We start from the raw sequence: 19,389 nt of genomic DNA on the forward strand, positions 1-19,389 counted from the left end.
CCGCGGCGGCTGCATAGAGCGCCGATGCGGCAGGCGTAAATATTGTCATGTCTTCTTGCGAAATCGCAAGCCAATCATCGGAGGCGAGGGTCACCAAGGCACCGAGATGCTGAAGGGCAGGCCGATCCTACACGATGGAGATAAGAGGGCGGCGCACGCCGCTGCTCTTCTCCGCAGCGAGCGCGAGCATGCGCGGCGGCAGAGAGATCGTCCTCGCGGCCTGGCGACGACTCGCCCGCTAATGCAGGGGCGTCGTAGCGCGTGGGAGAGGTCTTCGAAATCGATCATTCTTGATCGATGAAACGCCCGTGTTTCGCCAGCGCGGGTATCAATACGCTGTCAGCGTAACGACAGCCGGTCGACAAGACCGGCTTTTGGCCGGCCTTTCTCGCCTCCGCAGGGACGTGACCTTCGCCGGCATCAAGGCGAACCAACATCGGCGCATAACCCGGCTGCCACGCTTGCGCGGACGGAAACGTCGCCCGCAGGCTCGAAAGAATGGCCATGCCGGCATGGTCGAGATCGCCCCAGAAGGCCGCGTCGACGTCGACGTTGCTGTGAAAAGCTTCGTCGAAGACCTGGACCTGATTTGCGTTCGATAGGGCGTCTAGACAGTAGAATTTTCTCGAGCCGGCAGGGCTTCGCAGCCGTCCAGCCGTCCCCATGAAGCCGCTAGAGTAGATCAAGGCGGCGCCGGCATACCGACTCGACCGTCCGTGCTCGATAGCTTCTCTGGCGTCGAGGATGGCGCGCTCGAACGATGTTTTATTCTCAATAAATAGAACCCAGGAAAAAGCTCCCGCAAAATAGATATTCAGATGGATCGGTTGAGCGGGATAGGGACACTCCGGCAATCCAAGTAAGGCCGCTATCAGGTCCGACCTGTTATCAAGTACCTTCGAGAGCCCCCAGAACGTCCTACTGGCCACCTCGCGCAAATGAAGAGTTTCCCGAGCTTCGTAAAGAGAGCGGATCGAGATAAGACGATGGAAGACCTCGGTGGCGGACCTTCCCGGGATGGCGACCGGAAGATCCAGGATAGCCGCCTTAATGTCGCTATCGAGATCGCTCGATCGGACCAGTGAGCGCCATTCCTCCAAGTATTTCGGGCCTAGCCGCGGGCGAGTGTAGAAGGTGCGAAGGCGGTCCTCGTTGGCCGGAACAGTCGAGATTTCGAATACAGGCAGGCGCTCTTCGCGCGAACCGTGACGTGCCGCCCGGCGATAAACGATGTTACCAATGCCAGCGTCGGCGAGCACGTCGAGTACGTGCCATGCGACCTCGCGGTCGGCGCTGGTTTCCGCCCCGAATATCTCCGGTGCCGTTTCCGGGTCGATCGGGATCCTGACGGCATTCGTTCTCTCTTCCGGCCGCGACCTATCCAGCCGATCAAGAGCTCGGCCGAGAAGGCGCTTCGCGAGTGGATCGCCAAGGGCGGTCTCGGGGGTCATTCCGCCGCTTCGCCGATATCTGTCTTGAATGGATTCGCGAGCTCGAACTTCGTCTGCGCGTCTGCGACCGTGTTGCGTCGATGCTTTTCGTAGATTTCCGCGATCTGCTGCTGCTCGAGGTCCACTTCGTCGATCCAGGTCGGCGATCCTGCCGCTGGCGTCTTCGAGAAACTGATGCGCCGATTGAAAACGTCCATCAGGGCAGCCATCGATTTGGTCGGCGCGGCGCACACGAGTTGAAAGCCCATCTCCTTGGTCAGAAAGTCGATGACGCGTCGAGTCCTGGTCTCGTCCATGTTCTTGAAGACTTCGTCCAGGAAAAGGGTTCGGAAATGCGAGATCTTTTGCTTCGAGAACAGTCTAAAACTCGCGGCGAAGACGGCGGCGCGGATAATGTAGAATGGCGTCTCGGCTTCGCCGCCCGATCCCGTTCCCCAAGTCGATAGGCCGCGCGGATCGCCTCCTTTTGAAGATTTCTCGAAGTCATACTTTTTGTAATTGCGGTAGTCGGCAATCCGGTTGAGCTCGCGCATCGAATGCTCGACGTCATTTGACAAGAGAAGAAGCCGGAGCGCTTCGAGCGTCGCCTTCTCCGCCGGCGCGTACTCGGCTCCCGAGAATAGGTCGGCAGGACCGACCTCCGTGCGTTCGCGCACGGCGCGGAATAGATCGAGATATTGACTGTATTCTTCGCGCAACGATTGCGTCATGAGGATCTTGTCGCCGGAGAAGCTTATGTCTTCCAAGCTCTTGTTGATCACGTCGATCGTCCGGTCCGGCCCCGTAACCCGCTGCAGAATGCGAAGGCAAAAATTCGAGGTGAACGACTTGGTGAATTGCACTTCGGCCATCACCAACTTTTCGCGCTGTTCGACCAGGCCTGTATCGCGCTGTCGGCGTATCTGATCGGCCACTTGTTCGAACTGCGAACGAAGCCACTCCGTCATGAGCTCGGGCGATGGCAAAGGATACTGCAGAGTGTGAACGGCGATCTTCTGGTATTCGAGCGCGTCGCGATTGTACTCGCGAAGCACATTCTCGGCGCCGTTCTTGGCGTCCTGTGCCCACGAACGCCGTTCGACGTTGCGGTCGTGGAAGGACTTGACCGGCCGTCCGGACTCGATCTCCTGATGGTAGAGGGACTCGAACGGCAATTGCTTCTGCAGGACGCTTGAGAGCGCTATTCGCCAGTTCTTTTCGGCACGCTCCGCGTCGGGTGTCAATTTGCCGATCTGAACGGTCTCGTCGTTAGCCTTCACATCGGCGATCCGGATGTCACGGTTGAGTTCGCCGACTATGGGAAGCAATTCGTTCTTGCGCTCGGTCAGTTTGGTGACCTTGGCCTTGGCGTCGGCGGCCTGCCGTTCGAGATCCGCGATGCTCGATACGTCGAGGCTCTCCAGTTCCAGTTTCGCGGCGTTCAGTTCCTTGCCGGCAGCCTGAAACGAGCCGACGTCCAAGTCGTCGAGCTCGGCTTGCTTCGCGCGCCCCATCAAGGTGATGGCATTCCTGACGTTCTGTTCGCGGGTCGATCTTTCTGCGATCTCCTTGTTCATTTGCTCGATCGCCGCGACGAGACTTTCGGCCTGCCGACGGCGGACTTCGAGTCCGAATACCAGCCGGTCGTCGGGCTCCGACCTGTTCCGGTAATTGTAGCCCGCCACCGAGACGCCATCCTGCATCAATCCGCTGCGGACATCCTTCAAAGCTTCTTCAGTCGCCACGCAAACGCTTCGGCCATAGCGCGCCGTCAGGTAACCGAGAGCGACGCGGTCACTGGTCTTGATCTTGCCGACCAGCGAGTCGGGAGCGGGCGTACCCGCGTCCCTGAGGGCTCGCCCAATCTGGGCGACCGACGGACGGTCGCCGCCTGCATCGCGGTAGGAACGGAGTAGCGCGATGACTCTCGCTTCGTAGTCGGGCTCATAGAGGATAGCGAACCGATCTCCTCCGATGAATCCTTCCACCGCATTCTGCCATGACGGATCCTTCATCTCGACCACGTCGCAGAGAATTCGCGGCTTCGCCTCGGGCAGAATTTGCGCCAGATGTGCGACGAATTCCGGCACGCCGCGCGGATAGCTCGTTCGCCCGGATGCCAGAGCCTTTCGCTTCGTCTCGCTGTCGCTGCGCTTCGCTCTCAAGAGATCCAGATCCTGGCGCAACCTGTCGTGGGCGAAATGGAAAGGCTCGGCAATTGAGTCGATCTCTGCAGTCCAGCCGGAGCCGATGGCAGTGTCGATCGCGACGATGGCCTCCTGCAGTCTAACCGCCGCTCCGCCGTCGAATCCGTCCTTTACGGCGCGGAAGAAACCTTCGATTTCGGGCAGGCGAATGTCGTCGATCTTCTGCCCGATAGCGGACAATCGCATCGCTGCGTCGCCCAAGTCGTCGACACCCGAGCAAGCTGCTACCGACTGCCTGATCACGTTGCGTGCGGCGCTCAACGTGAGAGTAGCGCTCCGCAGCCTCTGCTCGAAGCTTCGGATAGCGTCGCCGCTCCGCTCGATCCGGTCCTGGATAACCTGCCGGACGCGATTTACGTCGCTGTCGTTGATGCGAGCCCTGAGTCGCTCCCATGCTTCATTTTCGACTGCCGCCTGCGCGTCGCATTTGAGGATCTCCTCGTTAATGTCGCCGAGGGTGGCGGTCGCTTTTGCCTTCGCTTCGAGAGACTGGTCGCGGCGGGCGACAGCGTCCTGCAGCAGCTTGGCGGCCTCCAAGGCGGCAAACATCCATTCCTCGATGAAGTGCTTCGCCCCTTCGTTGAGAAATCCCTCAGCCTCCTCCAGAAGCCTGACGTTGTTTTCCATCCGCTCGGCCTGCTGTCGCAGGTTCGAGACGTCGGTGATCGTCGTCTTGAGAGTCTCGATCATCCTGGCGTTGTCATCGGGCTCCAGGATGTCCTCGCGGATCAGCGCATCGATGTCATCGGGCTGCCGGTAGGCGATCGAGTTCACGAAAGCGCGCATGCAGCCTTCCGCCTCACGCCGATCCACGGGCGAGGGTTGTCCCTTTAGCGCCGCGTAAAGGCGACAAACGTACTCGGTCTTCGTGCTGTAGTCGCGTACCGAATCCTTGCCGAATTTCTTGCGCAGGGTGACGAGAAGCTCTTGGACGGGAATGACCTCTTCGGTTCCGTCGACCATCGTCACGAGATCCGCTGCGCCGACCTTGTTGCCGAAAACAATGATCCGGACGTCTTCCAAGGACTTGAAGACTGGTTGATTCGCCAGCCTCTCGAGCCGAGCCTCCGCTCCGACTATCGCGGTGAATGGTTGGCCAGCCCCGTCGTCCCTTTTGTCTGGTTCGAAATAGATGCCGGCATAACCGTGCGCGCCGTGCTGACGGTGTGGTTCCGCGCTGTCGTCGGCGCCGAGCACGTAGGACGCCACCGTCCGCTTCGTCTTTCTGCTCGAAGTGGCCTCGCTTTGAGCCGAGTTGTACTTGGCGAACCGCAATTCATTGCCCGTCATCACCCCGATGACCGCGTCGATGAACGAGGATTTTCCCGCCCCGGTTTCGCCGGCGAGAAGCACGACTTCGGCAAGTCGCACGTCGCCGATCGGGAGCTGGCCCCAATTAACAGTCGTCACATGCTGTATGATCATCCGGCGGAATCCACTTCCAAGTCGACTGTATCGGCTGAAGAATCGGTCTTATCATTCGAATTGCGGTTGGAATCCCGAATTGAGGCGACCGCCGCGGCCACAGCGCTGTCGTACACGAGCGATCCGATCTCCGGCCGGATGCTGATAACGGCGTCTTCGTCTTTAAGTTCGTCGATGTTGAATTCGGCGACACCGTGCTTCTTCAGCTTCATAAAGATCGCCTTGCGATGGAAATCGGCGGTCGGCAGATCGACCTTGAAATTGACTTTCATGGCAGTGACGAACTCCGTCACTCTGACGGCGACGCGTCCGCCGGGACCCATCCGGCGTTCGATGATTAGCTCGTCGTAGAGCAGCTTCAGGGTCAGCAACGCGGCCGTGAAATCCTTGTGCACGGGTCCCTTCAGTTCGCGGCGGATTTCCATCTCCTCGCCGACCTCGGGCAGGCCGATGTCGCGCGCGCCGAACGGCTGCAGGCGGAAATGGGATGTTCCGGGATCGTGAAATAGCGATGCGCCATATACAAACGCCAGCACATCCTGAATTTCGTCCTGGCACCTTTGCGCGACCATGTAGAGTGCCCGGTGACGCACGCCGTCCTCGCGAGAAAGAAAACCCCTGCTGATGAGGAGTGCGTTGACCGCTTGAAACTCTTCCAATCTGACGTTCTTGGCTTTGAGCCGGTCTTGGATCAACTTCATGTCAGGCCCTTTGCGAGATCTTGTGATCGAGCGCGCGGAAGACGCCGTTGGAACAGTATTCCTCTCCGGCGGAGACCGTCAGCCCTGTTTCCGCGCCGAGACTGCGGATGATTTCGATGGCGGACATCGCCGCTAAAAGCTCGCGGGCGTCTCCGACGGGTAGTTGCGTCACCGACGCCGATCCGCCGTTAGCCGCGACAGCCCCATTTACTCGTCCGACCACCTCCTTTGCCGGAACGGCGAAGGCCGCCGTCAAGGCGTTTCGGATGGCTGCCTGCAGCATCTCTTCCCGCGAGCGCTGCTTGCGAACGATCGTGGTTGGAGTCCGCACGCGTTCGGCGCGTTCTGCAATCTTCAAGTCCGCAGGATCGATAAGATCCGCGCGTAGCGGAAAAAGACGGCCCAGCATTTCCCTGCAGATGTCGTCGCGCTCCTCGTCGCCGGCCGATGCGAACATGCTGGCGAATCTAATCAGAGGGTCGTCGTTACCGACTGCGCTCAGCTTGATCAGCCTGCCGATCAGGATCGCATAGTTTGTCGAGAACTCGCCTACGACCCGATGCAGCTCCTCATGCTTGATATCCCGAGTCGACTCCACGACCCTGCGTATCCTCGCGAGCATCCAGACGTGGAGACGCTCGCCGTTGGCTTCCTCCTCCAGCGCGGGATTCTCTTCTGCCATCTTGCGGTCGGCTGCTGCGAGCACGGCAGGGTTCATCGTGGCAATGCTTTCGGTCAGGTCCACGATATCGGACGCATGATTGTAGATGTTGTCGCTGTCGAAGTAGCGCGAAGCACGCTTGTCGAAATCGTTCACCCCCCGCATGTATCCATCCAAGGCCTCCTTCGAAGTCGAAAAGGTGTGCCCCATGATGCGACGTTGGTGTTCGGTGAAGAGGTCGGAGACCTGGCAGACGTCATCAAAGATGGTCGATGCGTATTCGTAGGCGTCGACGAGATACTCGTGGTTCCCTTCGTCAGAGAAGGCCTTCAGCGCTCCCTTGCAGGCCCGCACGCTGCGCTGGCGCGCCACGGATGTCTTCCGGCGCGTGTCCGCGAACATTTTGGCGATCCGCTTGCCCTCCGGCGTGAAGCGCCAAAGCACCTTGAGATAGGCGGAATCGTTGTATTCTTCGATCATACCAAAGCGCTTTAAGCGCTTGCGTACCTTGTCGGCGTAGTCGCGATCGTCGCCGGCCTCGTCCAGCTCTTCGTCGCCTTCTTCGCCAGAAAAGATGAGAGATCGGTTCTTGTCCAACGCGTCCACGATGATTTCTGTCAACGCGGGTCGGTCAAGCACGATTTCGTAGTCGGCATTCACGCCGAGAGTGCGTTCGTAGATCTCGGTAACTATCTCGAAAAAGATGGCGCGGTGTCTTCCGGTGAACGGCCGAAAGATGTCTACGCGCGCCTTGGACAGGAAATGGTCTTGCATGAAAATCACTCAACTCACAAGCGATACAACGCCAAGGTGCAATCATATTCGCCATCCTCAGCCGAGACTAGGTAGGGAATAGCTATCCAAAAGGCGAAGAAAAGCCGGGCCCAGAATGAGCTTTCGCAAATTGACCAGCCTCGCTCGTCGCTCGATCGGAGGCGAGATTTTGCAGCGCAATAAATGGAAACCAATGACGCGTGGATCGTCTCGGAAAGTCCAGGCCGTCGGTAGGAAACTCCGATTTGCGCGACCCGCGGACGTCGTCGTTGGACAGGCGGTTCTGTAAGCAGCCGTAGGTACTTGCCTAATAACATCGGATCACCTCGCTCAAGCTGCCATCATTCTCGTCGAGGGCATGACGGTGATGACCGTGCCGCTGGACATCAGCACGATCAGGCCACGGTCGGCGCCGGTCACGTCAAGATACGTGCGAACCTGCGAGCGGTAGTGCTCGATCGACTGATGATCGGGGTTCACGTCGCTTTTCCAATCGACGATGACGGCGGGGCGACCGTCGCTGACCGTTAGGGCATCCGCGATGCCCGCTGTTGCGACAAGGTCGGTGTCTTCGCCCCGGATGGCATAGACCGGAAACTCAGCAAGCAGTGTGGGCCGGAGGGCGGCGATCTGAGGGAGCGCAAGCGTCCGTGCGACACAGCCCGCTAGTTCTTCCGGAGCGGGTCCGGCAGCCGGATCAACTGCGGGGATCTTGCCAATGGCCCGGATGAGCTCCTCAGCCCGCGTGGCGAGTGCCGAAAAACTCTCATCGGTCTCGCCGGTCAGGATCTCTTCCATCAACTTATGCAGGATGAGGCCGCGCTCGCGGCCACCTTGCACGGAAGCGGGAGCGTCGAGCTCAGCGGACGGGCCATCATCCGAGCTAGTCCAGATGTCGGCTTCCTTCTGCGGCAATACCGTGCCGGTTGCATTCTCGTCGCGGCTCGGTGCGAGCCAGGTCAATCGCACCTGCCGGTCAACGATCGCCTTGGCCTCAGCGGCGAAACTATCGCGCGTCTGATTGTTACTGGCGCTACCCAAAGCGACGATCGGATCGAGCGGCAAGTGCGACGCATCGAGGGCGGGAAGCGCAGCAAGCGACAGGTCGACCAGATCGATCCAGGCAGACTTAGAGGGCGTGACGTCGAGCCGCGGCAGAACCATCAATTCCCGGGCGCGCGTTGCCGCGACATACCAGAGGCGGACGCGTTCGCGATCCAGTTCATCCTTCTCTGCCTGGCGCGCAACGTCGTAACCCGAGGGCACGACGCCGAGGACTGGGCAATAGAAGGTGTCGGTCTGGCGATCGATCACCGCGCTGTCGGGCGCCATCACTCCGGTCATAGTATTGATGGGAACGACCACCGCCCATTCGAGGCCCTTGGCGGCGTGCATGGTGAAAAGCGCAACGGCTTCTTCCTGCGCGTCGGGTCGACCTTCGACCGCGCGGGCCTCATCGGTCCAGGCCGCCGTCATGGCCTCGGAAAAGGCCCGCAGGCCACGCACGGCGTAGCTGGTCGAGAGACTGAGATAGAGGTCGACATTGGCGAGCGCGCGCTCGGCCTGACCGCGATGACGGTCGAGCAGAATGGGTCGCAGTCGCAGGACATCCACGGCTTGCGAAAGCAGCTCGTGCGGCGTCGTGCTGTTGGCGCGTCGATAGAGCGCCTGCAGCTTTTCGACCACATCGCGCGCCAACGGATGAGCGATCGTCGCCGGATCGATCCCAAGGTCGAGGCGGGGAATGCGGTCAGGTTCGTCCTCGGACCGCGGAAGCGCCCAGACGACGTCCAACAATTCCTCCTCGCTGAGCCCGACCAGCGGGCCGCGCAGCAGTGCGCCAAGCGCCAAGGTGTCGCGGCGATCGGCCAGCACGCGCGTCAGCGCGATGAGGTCCTGCACCTCCTGCCGGCGGAACAGACCCTTGCCGGCCTGGGTTGCCACCGGAATGCCGCGCCGTTCGAGGGCTTCCTCATAGCGCCACAGATCCGCGCCGGTCGGCGCAAGAAGGGCGATGTCGCCGGGCTGACAAGGACGTTCCGTGCCGGCTTTGCGATCCAGAACGGGATGGCTGCCGATCAATCGGGCACACAGATCCGCCACGGCATCGGCTTCGGCGTCACGTTGCCGCTCGGCGTTGGCCTTGCCGTTCTCGTCGCCGACGGCGATGTCGAGTGCGGCGACGCAGACGCCATCGCCTCGATCGTCATGGAAGGGGTCGAGCGCGGTGAAGCCGGGCTGACCATCCGCTGACAGGATCGCCTCGAAGCGCTCGTTGACGAACGTGAGGATCGAGGCGCAGGAGCGGAAATTGGTCGAGATCGACACGACGCCGTCCGCGTAGCGATCCGCGAAGGCGGTACGCGCCTGGACATAGGCTCCGACGTCCGCGCCGCGAAAGCGATAAATCGCCTGCTTGGGATCGCCCACGAGGAAAAGCGCGCCAGGCCGAATCCTGAAGCGGATCCAATCCTGCGGATTGTCCCCGGGGTCACCGCACAGGCGCCAGAAGATTTCCGCCTGGAGCGGATCGGTATCCTGAAACTCGTCGACGAGGACCTTTGTGTACCGCTGTCCGAGCGCGAGCCGCACCGACTCATGGTTGCGCAGCAGATCGCGGGCGGCATAGATAAGATCGTCGAAATCGAGCTGGGCGCTGGCGCGCTTGTGCTCGTGATAACGCTGAAGGATCGGTTGCGCTTCGCCGATCAGCGCAGCGAGAACCTGACCGGAGGCTGCCTGAAGAAGGGCGTCCCAGGCTGAACAGCAAGTCCCGAAGAATGCTTGGGCAGCATCGTTCAGCCGGTCGCCGTCCGCCTTGGAAAGACCCGCCTGCTTGGCCGCGGCCACCCATTTGCCCTTCTTGCGATAGGAGGAAAAGGCGCCAGCCTTGGTGCAGAGGTCAGGATGCGGTCGCGAGACCAGCAGCCCGACCAGGCCGGTGGGCGCAGCGACCTCCGCTAGGGTCGGGAGAGCCACCGCCATTTCGGAAAAGCGTTCCGCGTAGACCTCCGTCTCCGGCTCGCTGACGCCGTTAGACTGCATGAAGGCGGAGAGATCGTCTGCCGCCTCCCGGAAGGCCCGCAGATGAGCGGCCAGCGGCATCGCCGCAGGCGCCGTGAGGCTCCTGCGCCGGCGCAACGCTTCGGCGATCTTGTGCATCAGCGCCACGGTTTCGCCGGGACTGTGCAGCACCATCTCGGCCAAAATGCCGCCATGGTCGCCGGACAGGCGCTCGCGCAGCCAGTTATCGACAATTTCGATAAATGCGAGATCGGCCTGATTCCGATCCATGACGGCAGCCCCCGGATCGATATCCGCCTCAGCCGGATAGGGCTTGATGAGGCGCTGGCAGAAACCATGGATGGTCGAACATGTGATCTCGTCGATCGCGGCGGTCGCCGCGATCAGATTGTCCCGCTGCGCCTGCGACAGGCCGTCGGGCAGCCCGACAGTGAGCTCGGGGGCGATGTGGCCAGCGGCGAGATCGGCGACGGAATCCCGGACGCGCGCGAGGAGTTCGCTTGCCGCCAGTTCCGTGAAAGTGACCGCGGCGATGGCCCGAGGTGCGACGCCCTGCGCCAGCATGACGGCGATGCGGCCGGCCATGAGCGCGGTCTTGCCAGATCCCGCGCCGGCCTCGACGAGGATGGAGCGGTCATGACGGCTGATCGCGTCATGTCGGGCCCCGTCATCCTTGAGGATCTTCACGCAGCTCATCATTCAGCCTCCCAGACCTGAGCGAGATCACCGAGCCGTTCGGTCGCGGCAGATCGCTTGCGTTTGCAGTAAGTGGCGCCAGCATTGGCCGGCAGGGCGAAGGCGAGATCGTCATAGTCGCCGCCTGTATCCGGACCGGGCAATGCCGCGCCGCTCGCAACTGCGGTGCGCGCGGCCAGGAGATGGCCCGTGATGTCCGCAAGCACGGCTTCGGGATCGTCAAGTTGAAGATCGAGCGGCTCGCGCGGATAGAGCAACGACGCGCTGATCTCGACATGGTCGCCCAAGAGCGCCTTGACCGCGAAGGCATAAAGGCACCGCTGGAGCTCGCGACCGCCGTTCAGACGAATCTCGCCCTTCGGTGGTTTGCCGGTCTTGTAATCGCGTACGAGTGCGCGGCTTCCATCACCGGCGACGTCGAGCCGGTCGATATAGCCCGCGATCCGAAAGCCCGTATTCGGGATCGTCACAGGCAAGCGTGCATCCCACGGAAGTTCCGCCGTCGATTTGGGTTCGGACCCTCCGAACGGCACTTCGCCATAGGAGCGGCTGCCCGGCAGATGATCGTCGCCGTAGGCGAGCGCCTGACCAGCCAGACTGCGTGCCTCGCCGAGCGTCCGGTCCCAGATGACATCGGGCGGAATAGGGCGTTCGCTTTCCCACTCGGCTGCCACTGCGGCGGAAGCCTCGGCCACGGCGGCTTCGATTGCAGACGAATCGGCTACTGCTAGACCTCCGGCCGCTTCGAGATTTCGCAGAACGCGATCCAAGACCAGATGGATGAGGTCGCCCGCCGCGAGCGGAGCGAGCATGAGTGGCTCGGCGCTGCTTTGCGGGGCCTTCCATCCGAAGGCATAGCGCCAGACAAAACCGAGCGGACTGCGCAGCAACATCTTGAGGGAGCTGGCCGACTGGGTTCGGGCAAGGATAGCAACAATGAGCGGATGGTCAGACCGCACCAGGCCGTCATGGCGCGTGACTTCAGCCAGACGCCAATCACTCCAACAGGCGCGCGCGCCGATCGCTTGGGGATCGGCGGCGAATTCGCGAGGTCGGGCCATGAGCCGGTCGGCTTCGCCGAAGGCATGCGGCGGCACTGCGTTACGGCGCAAGTAGGTTTCGCCGCCATAGGCAGCGAGCAAGGGGCTGCGGCCGAGCAAACGTCCGTCGCTGTCGCGTCGGGCGCGCGAAAGGACCACTTGGTCAGAGGTGGTCGCGAGGATCGTTTCGAAGTCACGACGGTCGGCGAGGCCGACGGGGAGCGGGTCGAGCTCGGCTGTTGAAATGACGTGATCAGGGATGAGTCGATCTTCCGCGACGCCGCGCGGCCAGCGCGAGGAGTTCAGGCCGATCAGCCTGACAAAACGGCGAGGCGATGCAGCAAGGGCACTGGCCGGCATCCAGGCGACCGACACGCAGGCTTCCAGCCCGTCGTCCTGTTTTAGCGATTCAAGCGTGACATCGATCGAAGCGGCAGGGCCGGCAACCAGCGCTTTGTGCCAGATCGACAAGGCACGGCCCTTGAGGAAAGCCTCGCCGATCTCTTGCGCAGCGTCTGGCCCTTTGGCCAGCAGATCGACTGCAGTGCGCAGCGTCGGGGCATGGTCCATACCATCGGGCCAATCGTCCGGCTTGAGGCGCGTCAGCAGGCGGGTCCAAGCTGTCGATGTGGACAATGGCGCATCGCTGGGCAGAAGCCGCATCCAGCCTTCGGGGAGCGAAGCCAAGCGCGCGGAGTCGCGGCACAATGCGGCAAGGCGGCGTAGTCGCGACTGCGAGAGTCCGCGGACAACGATGTCCGCCAGCGCTGCGGCCGCCTGTCCTTCCCGCGTCGTTGTGGTCCGCACGCCGTGAACGAAGTGCAGGTTGATATTGGCATCGGCTCGCAGCGCCAGGAAATGGTCGTCGTAGTCCGCCGGCGAGGGCGTGGCGATGGCGATATCGGAGGGTGAGACGCCTGACGCGAGCAACGCGCGCGTCCAGCGCATGGCCTCGATGGCCTCGTGATACTTAGTCGCGGCACTTACCGACCCTACCGTCGGCGCTTCGGCCTCGCGTTGCACGATAAGGACGCGGCAATCGTCCAGCCATGATGGGACAGAGCGGGGACCCGCCGTCCACTGGACCGGAATGCGCGCGGCGAGTGCCTTCAGCAGGGGACGCCAGCACGGAGACAGTTCGGTCAGGCCGATTATCTCGATCGCGCCGAGAACGGCCGGCGCGTGGGCGATGCGGCTGTTGGCCGCGGCGACGATATCGACCGGCCGCATCATCCCGTTCGGAAGCTGAGCAAGAACGGCAGCCTCCAGTCGGGCAATCGCGTCGAGGCGGGGGTGATCTGCCGCCCGAGCGGCGAGATCGATGCCGGCGCGCCAAGCCTTGCGTAGCGTGTCAGCGGCCGCGCGGACCATGCCCGGCAGCATCTTGATGCTCTCCAGTTCACCTATCGGCGTGATTGGGAGAACCGTCTGAATCGCCGCACGCAAGCTTTCGTCGTCGATCGGTTTGGCGAAGCCGCCGGCGAGTCGGGCCGCGGCTTGCTCGAACGTCATGATCTGGACGCCGTGATGATGCTCTCGGGCGGCGGCCAGCCGGTTTTCACGCGTAGCCAAGCGGCCATGCACGACCAGTGTCGAACGACGCGCGACGGACATGGCCCCCTCCCGCGGCTACTTTTTGTTCGGACGTTGGGTGAGGGCCGAGGCCGCCGCGGTCTTTGCCGCCTTGCTGCTCTTTGGATCCCGGAGAATCTTGGAGGCAGCGCTTGCTGCTTTTTTGCCGGTGACTTCATTGCTGGAAGGGCGCTTTGCCATTGTATTTCCTCGTGTTTTTTGGGTTTGATCGGGTGGTCTTATCTTAATAGAATAGTTTATATACCCATCTATTTTAAATGTCCATATATTTTTTATTCATATCGACTTTGGCTGTCCATATACTTCTTATGCCGTACCGGCATCGATAGGAGTGGCTGATGAGAGAGGGCGCTGCGGGACTAAATTGGGGGGTAGAGCGCCGGCTCGAATTCATCGAGTTTCGGCTGTTCTGGGAGGGTGGAGTAAATCGCTCGGACATCATCGAGATGTTCGATGTGTCAGTCCCGCAGGCGTCGAAGGATCTGACGCTCTACCAGGAGCGCGCGCCGCAGAATGCGATTTACGACAAGAGCGCCAAACGCTATGTGGCGAGCGCGCGCTTCTCGCCGATCTTCCTAAAGCCCGATCCCGACGCTTATCTTTCACGCATGCGGGCTATCGCCGAAGGGCTTACAGACCCTGACGAATCTTGGATCGCTAAACCGCCCCAGATGGATATCGCTCTAACACCGCGGCGATCGGTCGATCCGACCGTGCTAAGGGCAATCATCGGCGGCATTCGCGAGCACCGCTCTATCGAGATCCTTTATCAGTCGATGAATCGAGAGCGCGCCGATCCCATGTGGCGTCGAATGACGCCTCATGCATTTGGCTATGACGGCTTTCGCTGGCACGCTCGCGCCTATTGTCATCTCGACCACAAGTTCAAGGATTTCTTGCTGCCGCGCATTCTCCAGGCGGGTGACATGGGAGCGCCAGGCCTCGGCGGCGACCAGGATGTGTTGTGGCAGAGAACGTTCGACATTGAAATCGGTCCTCATCCTCGTCTTCCGCCCGGGCAGCGTGCTGTGGTGGCGAAGGATTACGGGATGACCGACGAGCGCGTCGTTCTAACGGTACGCTATGCAATGCTGTTCTACGTCCTAAAGCGGCTCGGACTTTTAGGAGACGCAAGTCAGTTGGATCCCCGCAGCCAACATATCGTCGCGCTGAATGCCGTGGAGACCGCGCAGGCGCTGAAGCGCGCCGAGATCGAGCTTGATCAAATCGACAGGGCGCCAAGAATTGCGGGGGCGCTTGAATCTCCAAGACCCGCCGCGACTCCTAAGGCCGACGACCGCTCGAAGTGATTGATCACCTTTATTGTTTTCGCTTTTGTCTTGACGGCAAGTCCAGGTTGCAATGATATCGCTGGCGAGCGCTCGGGGAGTGCCGGCACGTCGGGGTTGACGCAGTTCTCCTTCGCCGATCGCGCTCATTGATTTCGGAATTTTGAGGTTCCCCAGTTCTCTGCCACGCCGGGCAGGGTTGAACTGAAGTTCAGTTGTCAGTCGAAGATGGAAATGTAGTTTCCGCGGATATCAATTTGGGGGCAGGGTTGAGTTTCTTGGGTTCATCGTTTCTTTGGCGTGGCTGGTTCCGCATTGCGCTCTTTTGGGGCGCCTTCGCGGCCGCTCTCTCAGTATTGGCCCAAGTTGCGCCTTTCTCGGAATGGGGCCACGTTCTCGAGGTATTCCGTGAAGTCGCAAATGGCGACATCGGACACGTCGCGGAGCGGAGCTTCGCGTTCGCACTGTCGTCGGGAATAGCTCAAATTGCCATCGCATTGGCGGTGGCCTTCTTCGTCTCTCACGTGCTCCTTCTGCGTGCGACTCTGATGGGCGCCAGGAGCCTTCTCGGCCGCCCCCGTGATTTTGCGGGATTCGCGCAGAACTTCGACAGGATTTCAGGCCGGCTCGAGCGTAACGCTGTGGTCGGACATGGCTGGCGGCAATTCGCTGCGACGGTCATCCGAGAGGACAACGTCGTACGATATACAGTTCGTCCTCAATCCTACATCAACCTGGTCGACGCTCGCGGTGAGCTTTTCGGGCTCAAGATGATGGGCTCAATTCCCGGATACTTCGTCGGGCTCGGACTATTGTTGACGTTCATCGGGCTCGTTCTGGCGTTGAATCTCGCCGCGGGCAGCACCGCCGCAGGCTCGGCCGAGGCGATGACCGCTTCTCTGAACGAATTGCTTGCCGCAGCCACGTTCAAGTTTTCGACCTCGATCGCCGGCTTGGGTGCATCCTTAGGCTTGGCTCTGGCGTTTCGAACGTATCAGATATGGATCGAGGGTGCCTTCGAGGGGCTCGCCCGCTCGATCGAACAACGAATGCTCTATTCTCCGCCCCAGCGAATCGCGGAAGAATCCCGTCAGATACTCGCCGCGCAACGGGATCAATTGAAAGAGATTAATAGTGAGCGCTTCTTCGCCCGTCTGGGAGAGAGCGTAGCCCCAGCACTGGGAAATGCGATAACTCAAGCCGTTGGTCCGCTCTCCGATCGCCTCGAACGCACGACGGAGGAGCTCGCGCGAACCTCCCGGACAGGCGCGGATGCCTTGGTCCAGAACTTCGTCGACCGACTTGACCAAAGCGCCAGTCGGGAGATGCAAGAGATCGTCGGTGCGCTCAAGAGCCTCCGCGACTCGCTGGACAGAACTCAAAACAACCTGTCGGGCTCGGGAGAGGACTTCTCAAAGCAGCTCACGCAAGCAGCGGAGACGATCGGCAGCGTGCTCGCTCAGGCCAGTCAGAACCTCAGCGGCTCCGCGGCAGACGTCGCAAAGTCGGTTCAGGCCGGCCTGGCTCAGGTGATCGAAAGTCTTGAATCGCAATCGAAAGGCTTCGGAGACACGCTTGCGGGCCTCCAGAAGCGGCTCGCCGATCAGTTTGAAGATAGTACTCGGCGATCCGTAACGGCGGGACAGGATGCAGCCGCGGCCGTGCACGCGGGAATAGATGAAGTGGTCGGAGTTCTGCGGAGCGATATCGCCTCTCTTTCGGCGACCCTGCGATCAGTCTCCGCGGCACTTTCCGGACAGACCGCACAAATCGAAACCATCAGCGATCGTTCGAGAGACACGGCCGATGCTTTCACGCGGGTGGCGAGCGAGGTACGGTCGGCAAGCCAGCCACTTTTGACGCACTCGGCTCGGGTCGCGGATTCAACCGAACGGATGAGTGCCAGCATGGCGGAGTCCGTTCAGGCGCTTTCAAGCTCCCAAGGTTCTGCCGAAAAGGTCGCGGAGAAGCTTTCGGAGCATCTTGAGCAGATCGCGCGGGTCTGGGACCAGTACGAAGCGCGATTCAAATCCGTCGATGAAGATCTGGGAAATGCCGCGGACCGCTTCCACGAGGAAGTATCCAGGCACCAGGAAGCGATGCGCGACTTCGTCAAGCAAATCGACGATCACACCGGCGCTATTCTAGGCAAGATCAACGCTGCGGTGGGGAACCTGTCAGAAAGCGTCGAGACCCTCAACGAGACGCTCGACAGTTTTGTGCACGCAATGACGGCTCGTGAAGCTGCCGAGTAAGGCGACATGACCTATCACGAAGCAACAGGCGAATTCGTGCCCGAAAGGCCATCCGACGCACACGGGGATGATGAGAACTATTTCATCTCGATGACGGATATGATGGTGGGGATGTTGTTCATCTTCATCATCATGCTCATGAGTTTCGCTCTCCTGTTTCGGCAGCAGACCGATGTCCAAGTGGCGAAGACGAAGGTGCAGTCGGCGAAGATCGAAGTAGCGGAATCGGTAGGACGAGAGCTCGACGAAACGGAGGCACGGATCCGGAAGCGGCTCGATGAAATCCGGGAAGCGAGCGAGCTGCGATTGCGTCTTCTTACCGAAGTCCGAGATCAGTTGAGCAGAGAAGGACTTACTGTCGAGATATCGCCGTCCGGCGACGTCCTTCGCCTGACGGAGGCTGCGGTCCAGTTCCCAGTCAATAATTTCGCGCTTCTCGGTGACGCCAAGAAGAACGTGGGAAAGATCGCCAGGGTATTGGCTCGAGTTCTGCCCGGCTATTCGATTTGCCCGCGCTCGCGCACGAAGTCGGCGTGCCGCTCCTCGGATCAAGCCTCGGTCGAAACCGTCTTCATCGAGGGACACACGGATGAGACCGGGAATGATGATCAAAATTGGTCATTGTCGGCTCAGCGTGCTGCCAGCACCTATCGCGAGCTCACCGCGATCGCCCCGGAACTACGCAAGTTGATCAACCGGCGCGACGAAGAGATTCTATCGATTTCGGGCTATTCGTCGACCCGTCCGATCGATCCTTCCGGTACGGCGGCCGCATGGGGAAAGAATCGAAGAATAGACTTGCGGTTCGTGATGGATACCGATCCGAGCTCTGGTCTGGAAGACGTGCGAGGTCTCCTTCAGAAGATGAGAACCGCCATTCAGGAGCTGAAAGGGCGATCTGAATGACCCTTCGTGCGGCTTTGAAGGCGAGGAAACGGTCCCTCCCGCTGCTGGCCGAGCCGACAGCAGTGTCGCGGCTTCTTTCGGAGCTGTCGTCGATGCCGACTGGTGAATCCGAGAAGCCGGCCGTCGATCTGAACACAGTGGCGGATAGGTTCATGCACCAACTCTCCCGAGGCAGAGAGCCAACGGTCGGAGATTGGAACAAGATCATATGGTGCATTTGGAGTACGGAGCCGGCCATAGCCGAGCATGACGAGGCGCTGGACAGCGTCCTTGCTCGAGTCGCGGAGATGCGACGCAAGCGCCCCTATCGCCAACTCGCCTCTGTCTACCTGTCCGAGTTCGCGCCAGATCGCCCGCGGCTCGACCGCATATCGTACGTTCTCAGCAGCTTCGCACCTGTCGCGGGAGAACCTTGGACGGGTCTCAATGCGCGATATGACGTGTTCAACGGACCCGCGCCGATCGTCCAGATGGCGCGCGTCGCACTCGGCAGGCAGATAAGCGTGCAGACGTTTCTGCAGGCGATAGGTCTCTCGAATTCGTTTGCCGGGAGCGGCTTTGCGGGATTCATGCACGGTGCCGGGCTAACTGTATTGCGAGGTACTCCCATCACGGCGGCAGCGGAGCGGCTCGATACCATCCGGCGGTGGTGCCTTGGACCGGATGACAAGCTCCTCTTCCCGGTTTGGGGAAAGGAAATGGCGCGCGCACTGACTTTGCCATTCGGCAATATGATTCCGGCCCAGACCGACCGTGACCTGATTTCCGGCTTCCTTACGACGCGTTTCGGCGATCCTCGCATCAATCGGGCGTCCTGGATCGGCTTGGATGATGTCTCGGATATTTTGAAGCGGTGGTTGACCGAGCAGTCGTTGCGACAGTTCTTCGACGTCGTCGACAGGATCGCGCCGGACGGTGCCTGGAAGTACAGGCGCAAATTCTGGCTGGCGTTTCACAACCACGGCCTCATCAGGAACGCGTGGGTGGTCTTCGGCGATGACGGCGCACTGGAAGCTCGAAGGGCGTTCGGACGCGAAGCACTTTTCGGGGTGTTCGATAGGAGCGGTCGGAAGAGCATTCAACAAGGACATGCCGTGCTCCTGCTGGACTTCGGACAGTGCATCGTCGCGGATTGGAGCTACAATGGATATTGCAATATCTGGCCCAACCGTAGCGCCACCAAGACGCCGAGCTTGAATCTTTCGTCGTATAGCTCTGACGACGTCAGACGCCATTTGCCGGCCGATCGCACCGAGCAAAATCTGAGACAACATGACATCTTCGGCCATGGTGGTTCGGAGAACTATGTCTGGCAAAATCGCGTGGCTCGCAGATTGCAAGAGCTGACGGGCGTCCGCATCCAAGAAGCCGAATATACGGTGCGTTGA

General features: G+C 60.8%; 11 protein-coding genes. 4 read left to right on the top strand and 7 right to left on the bottom strand.

All coding sequences use genetic code 11. The annotated features are described in order from the left end of the window. Nucleotides 1-284: 284 nt before the first annotated feature. The 7 genes from PMN64_RS00395 to PMN64_RS00425 all read right to left on the bottom strand — a co-directional run bounded on the left by PMN64_RS00395 (nucleotide 285) and on the right by PMN64_RS00425 (nucleotide 13,731). Nucleotides 285-1,451 carry a Wadjet anti-phage system protein JetD domain-containing protein gene (locus PMN64_RS00395; RefSeq protein WP_411779192.1) on the bottom strand — a complete coding sequence of 389 codons (1,167 nt, stop codon included), beginning with the start codon at nucleotides 1,449-1,451 and terminating at the stop codon, nucleotides 285-287. Further along, the gene (locus PMN64_RS00400) at nucleotides 1,448-5,062 is read right to left on the bottom strand and encodes an SbcC/MukB-like Walker B domain-containing protein (protein WP_411779193.1); all 3,615 of its coding nucleotides are present in this window, start codon (nucleotides 5,060-5,062) and stop codon (nucleotides 1,448-1,450) included. Before PMN64_RS00400 ends, PMN64_RS00395 begins: the two co-directional genes overlap by 4 nt. Beyond that, on the bottom strand, nucleotides 5,059-5,763 hold the full coding sequence (locus PMN64_RS00405) for a hypothetical protein (protein WP_411779194.1): 705 nt from the start codon (nucleotides 5,761-5,763) through the stop codon (nucleotides 5,059-5,061). Before PMN64_RS00405 ends, PMN64_RS00400 begins: the two co-directional genes overlap by 4 nt. A gap of 1 nt (nucleotide 5,764) precedes the next feature. Then, a complete protein-coding gene (locus PMN64_RS00410; protein WP_411779195.1) occupies nucleotides 5,765-7,198 on the bottom strand; it encodes a Wadjet anti-phage system protein JetA family protein in 1,434 nt (477 codons plus the stop codon). Nucleotides 7,199-7,528: 330 nt separating this feature from the next. Continuing rightward, nucleotides 7,529-10,921: a UvrD-helicase domain-containing protein gene (locus PMN64_RS00415; protein ID WP_411779196.1), complete on the bottom strand. Its 3,393-nt coding sequence runs from the start codon at nucleotides 10,919-10,921 to the stop codon at nucleotides 7,529-7,531. Further along, nucleotides 10,918-13,572, bottom strand: coding sequence for a PD-(D/E)XK nuclease family protein (locus PMN64_RS00420; protein WP_411779197.1), 2,655 nt, complete (start codon nucleotides 13,570-13,572; stop codon nucleotides 10,918-10,920). Before PMN64_RS00420 ends, PMN64_RS00415 begins: the two co-directional genes overlap by 4 nt. A gap of 15 nt (nucleotides 13,573-13,587) precedes the next feature. Next, nucleotides 13,588-13,731 (bottom strand): hypothetical protein, encoded by a 144-nt coding sequence (locus tag PMN64_RS00425; RefSeq protein WP_411779198.1) that lies wholly within the window; start codon nucleotides 13,729-13,731, stop codon nucleotides 13,588-13,590. Between the two features lie 158 nt (nucleotides 13,732-13,889). On the opposite strand from PMN64_RS00425, the gene PMN64_RS00430 reads away from it, so the two are divergent. The 4 genes from PMN64_RS00430 to PMN64_RS00445 all read left to right on the top strand — a co-directional run bounded on the left by PMN64_RS00430 (nucleotide 13,890) and on the right by PMN64_RS00445 (nucleotide 19,389). Further along, nucleotides 13,890-14,861 (top strand): WYL domain-containing protein, encoded by a 972-nt coding sequence (locus PMN64_RS00430; RefSeq protein ID WP_411779199.1) that lies wholly within the window; start codon nucleotides 13,890-13,892, stop codon nucleotides 14,859-14,861. A gap of 194 nt (nucleotides 14,862-15,055) precedes the next feature. After that, nucleotides 15,056-17,095 carry an anti-phage ZorAB system protein ZorA gene (gene zorA, locus PMN64_RS00435; RefSeq protein ID WP_411779201.1) on the top strand — a complete coding sequence of 680 codons (2,040 nt, stop codon included), beginning with the start codon at nucleotides 15,056-15,058 and terminating at the stop codon, nucleotides 17,093-17,095. A 6-nt stretch (nucleotides 17,096-17,101) separates the two neighbouring features. Next, nucleotides 17,102-18,001 carry a flagellar motor protein MotB gene (locus PMN64_RS00440; protein ID WP_411779202.1) on the top strand — a complete coding sequence of 300 codons (900 nt, stop codon included), beginning with the start codon at nucleotides 17,102-17,104 and terminating at the stop codon, nucleotides 17,999-18,001. After that, nucleotides 17,998-19,389, top strand: coding sequence for an EH signature domain-containing protein (locus PMN64_RS00445; protein ID WP_411779203.1), 1,392 nt, complete (start codon nucleotides 17,998-18,000; stop codon nucleotides 19,387-19,389). The genes PMN64_RS00440 and PMN64_RS00445 overlap by 4 nt, the downstream gene beginning before the upstream one ends.

Source organism: Bradyrhizobium sp. UFLA01-814, assembly GCF_046718885.1.
Lineage (GTDB): Bacteria > Pseudomonadota > Alphaproteobacteria > Rhizobiales > Xanthobacteraceae > Bradyrhizobium > Bradyrhizobium elkanii.

Bases quoted from the DNA above. Each gene is read 5' to 3' on its own strand.
- PMN64_RS00395 (WP_411779192.1), bottom strand. From the start codon at position 1,451: ATGACCCCCGAGACCGCCCTTGGCGATCCACTCGCGAAGCGCCTTCTC.
- PMN64_RS00400 (WP_411779193.1), bottom strand. From the start codon at position 5,062: ATGATCATACAGCATGTGACGACTGTTAATTGGGGCCAGCTCCCGATC.
- PMN64_RS00405 (WP_411779194.1), bottom strand. From the start codon at position 5,763: ATGAAGTTGATCCAAGACCGGCTCAAAGCCAAGAACGTCAGATTGGAA.
- PMN64_RS00410 (WP_411779195.1), bottom strand. From the start codon at position 7,198: ATGCAAGACCATTTCCTGTCCAAGGCGCGCGTAGACATCTTTCGGCCG.
- PMN64_RS00415 (WP_411779196.1), bottom strand. From the start codon at position 10,921: ATGATGAGCTGCGTGAAGATCCTCAAGGATGACGGGGCCCGACATGAC.
- PMN64_RS00420 (WP_411779197.1), bottom strand. From the start codon at position 13,572: ATGTCCGTCGCGCGTCGTTCGACACTGGTCGTGCATGGCCGCTTGGCT.
- PMN64_RS00425 (WP_411779198.1), bottom strand. From the start codon at position 13,731: ATGGCAAAGCGCCCTTCCAGCAATGAAGTCACCGGCAAAAAAGCAGCA.
- PMN64_RS00430 (WP_411779199.1), top strand. From the start codon at position 13,890: ATGAGAGAGGGCGCTGCGGGACTAAATTGGGGGGTAGAGCGCCGGCTC.
- PMN64_RS00440 (WP_411779202.1), top strand. From the start codon at position 17,102: ATGACCTATCACGAAGCAACAGGCGAATTCGTGCCCGAAAGGCCATCC.
- PMN64_RS00445 (WP_411779203.1), top strand. From the start codon at position 17,998: ATGACCCTTCGTGCGGCTTTGAAGGCGAGGAAACGGTCCCTCCCGCTG.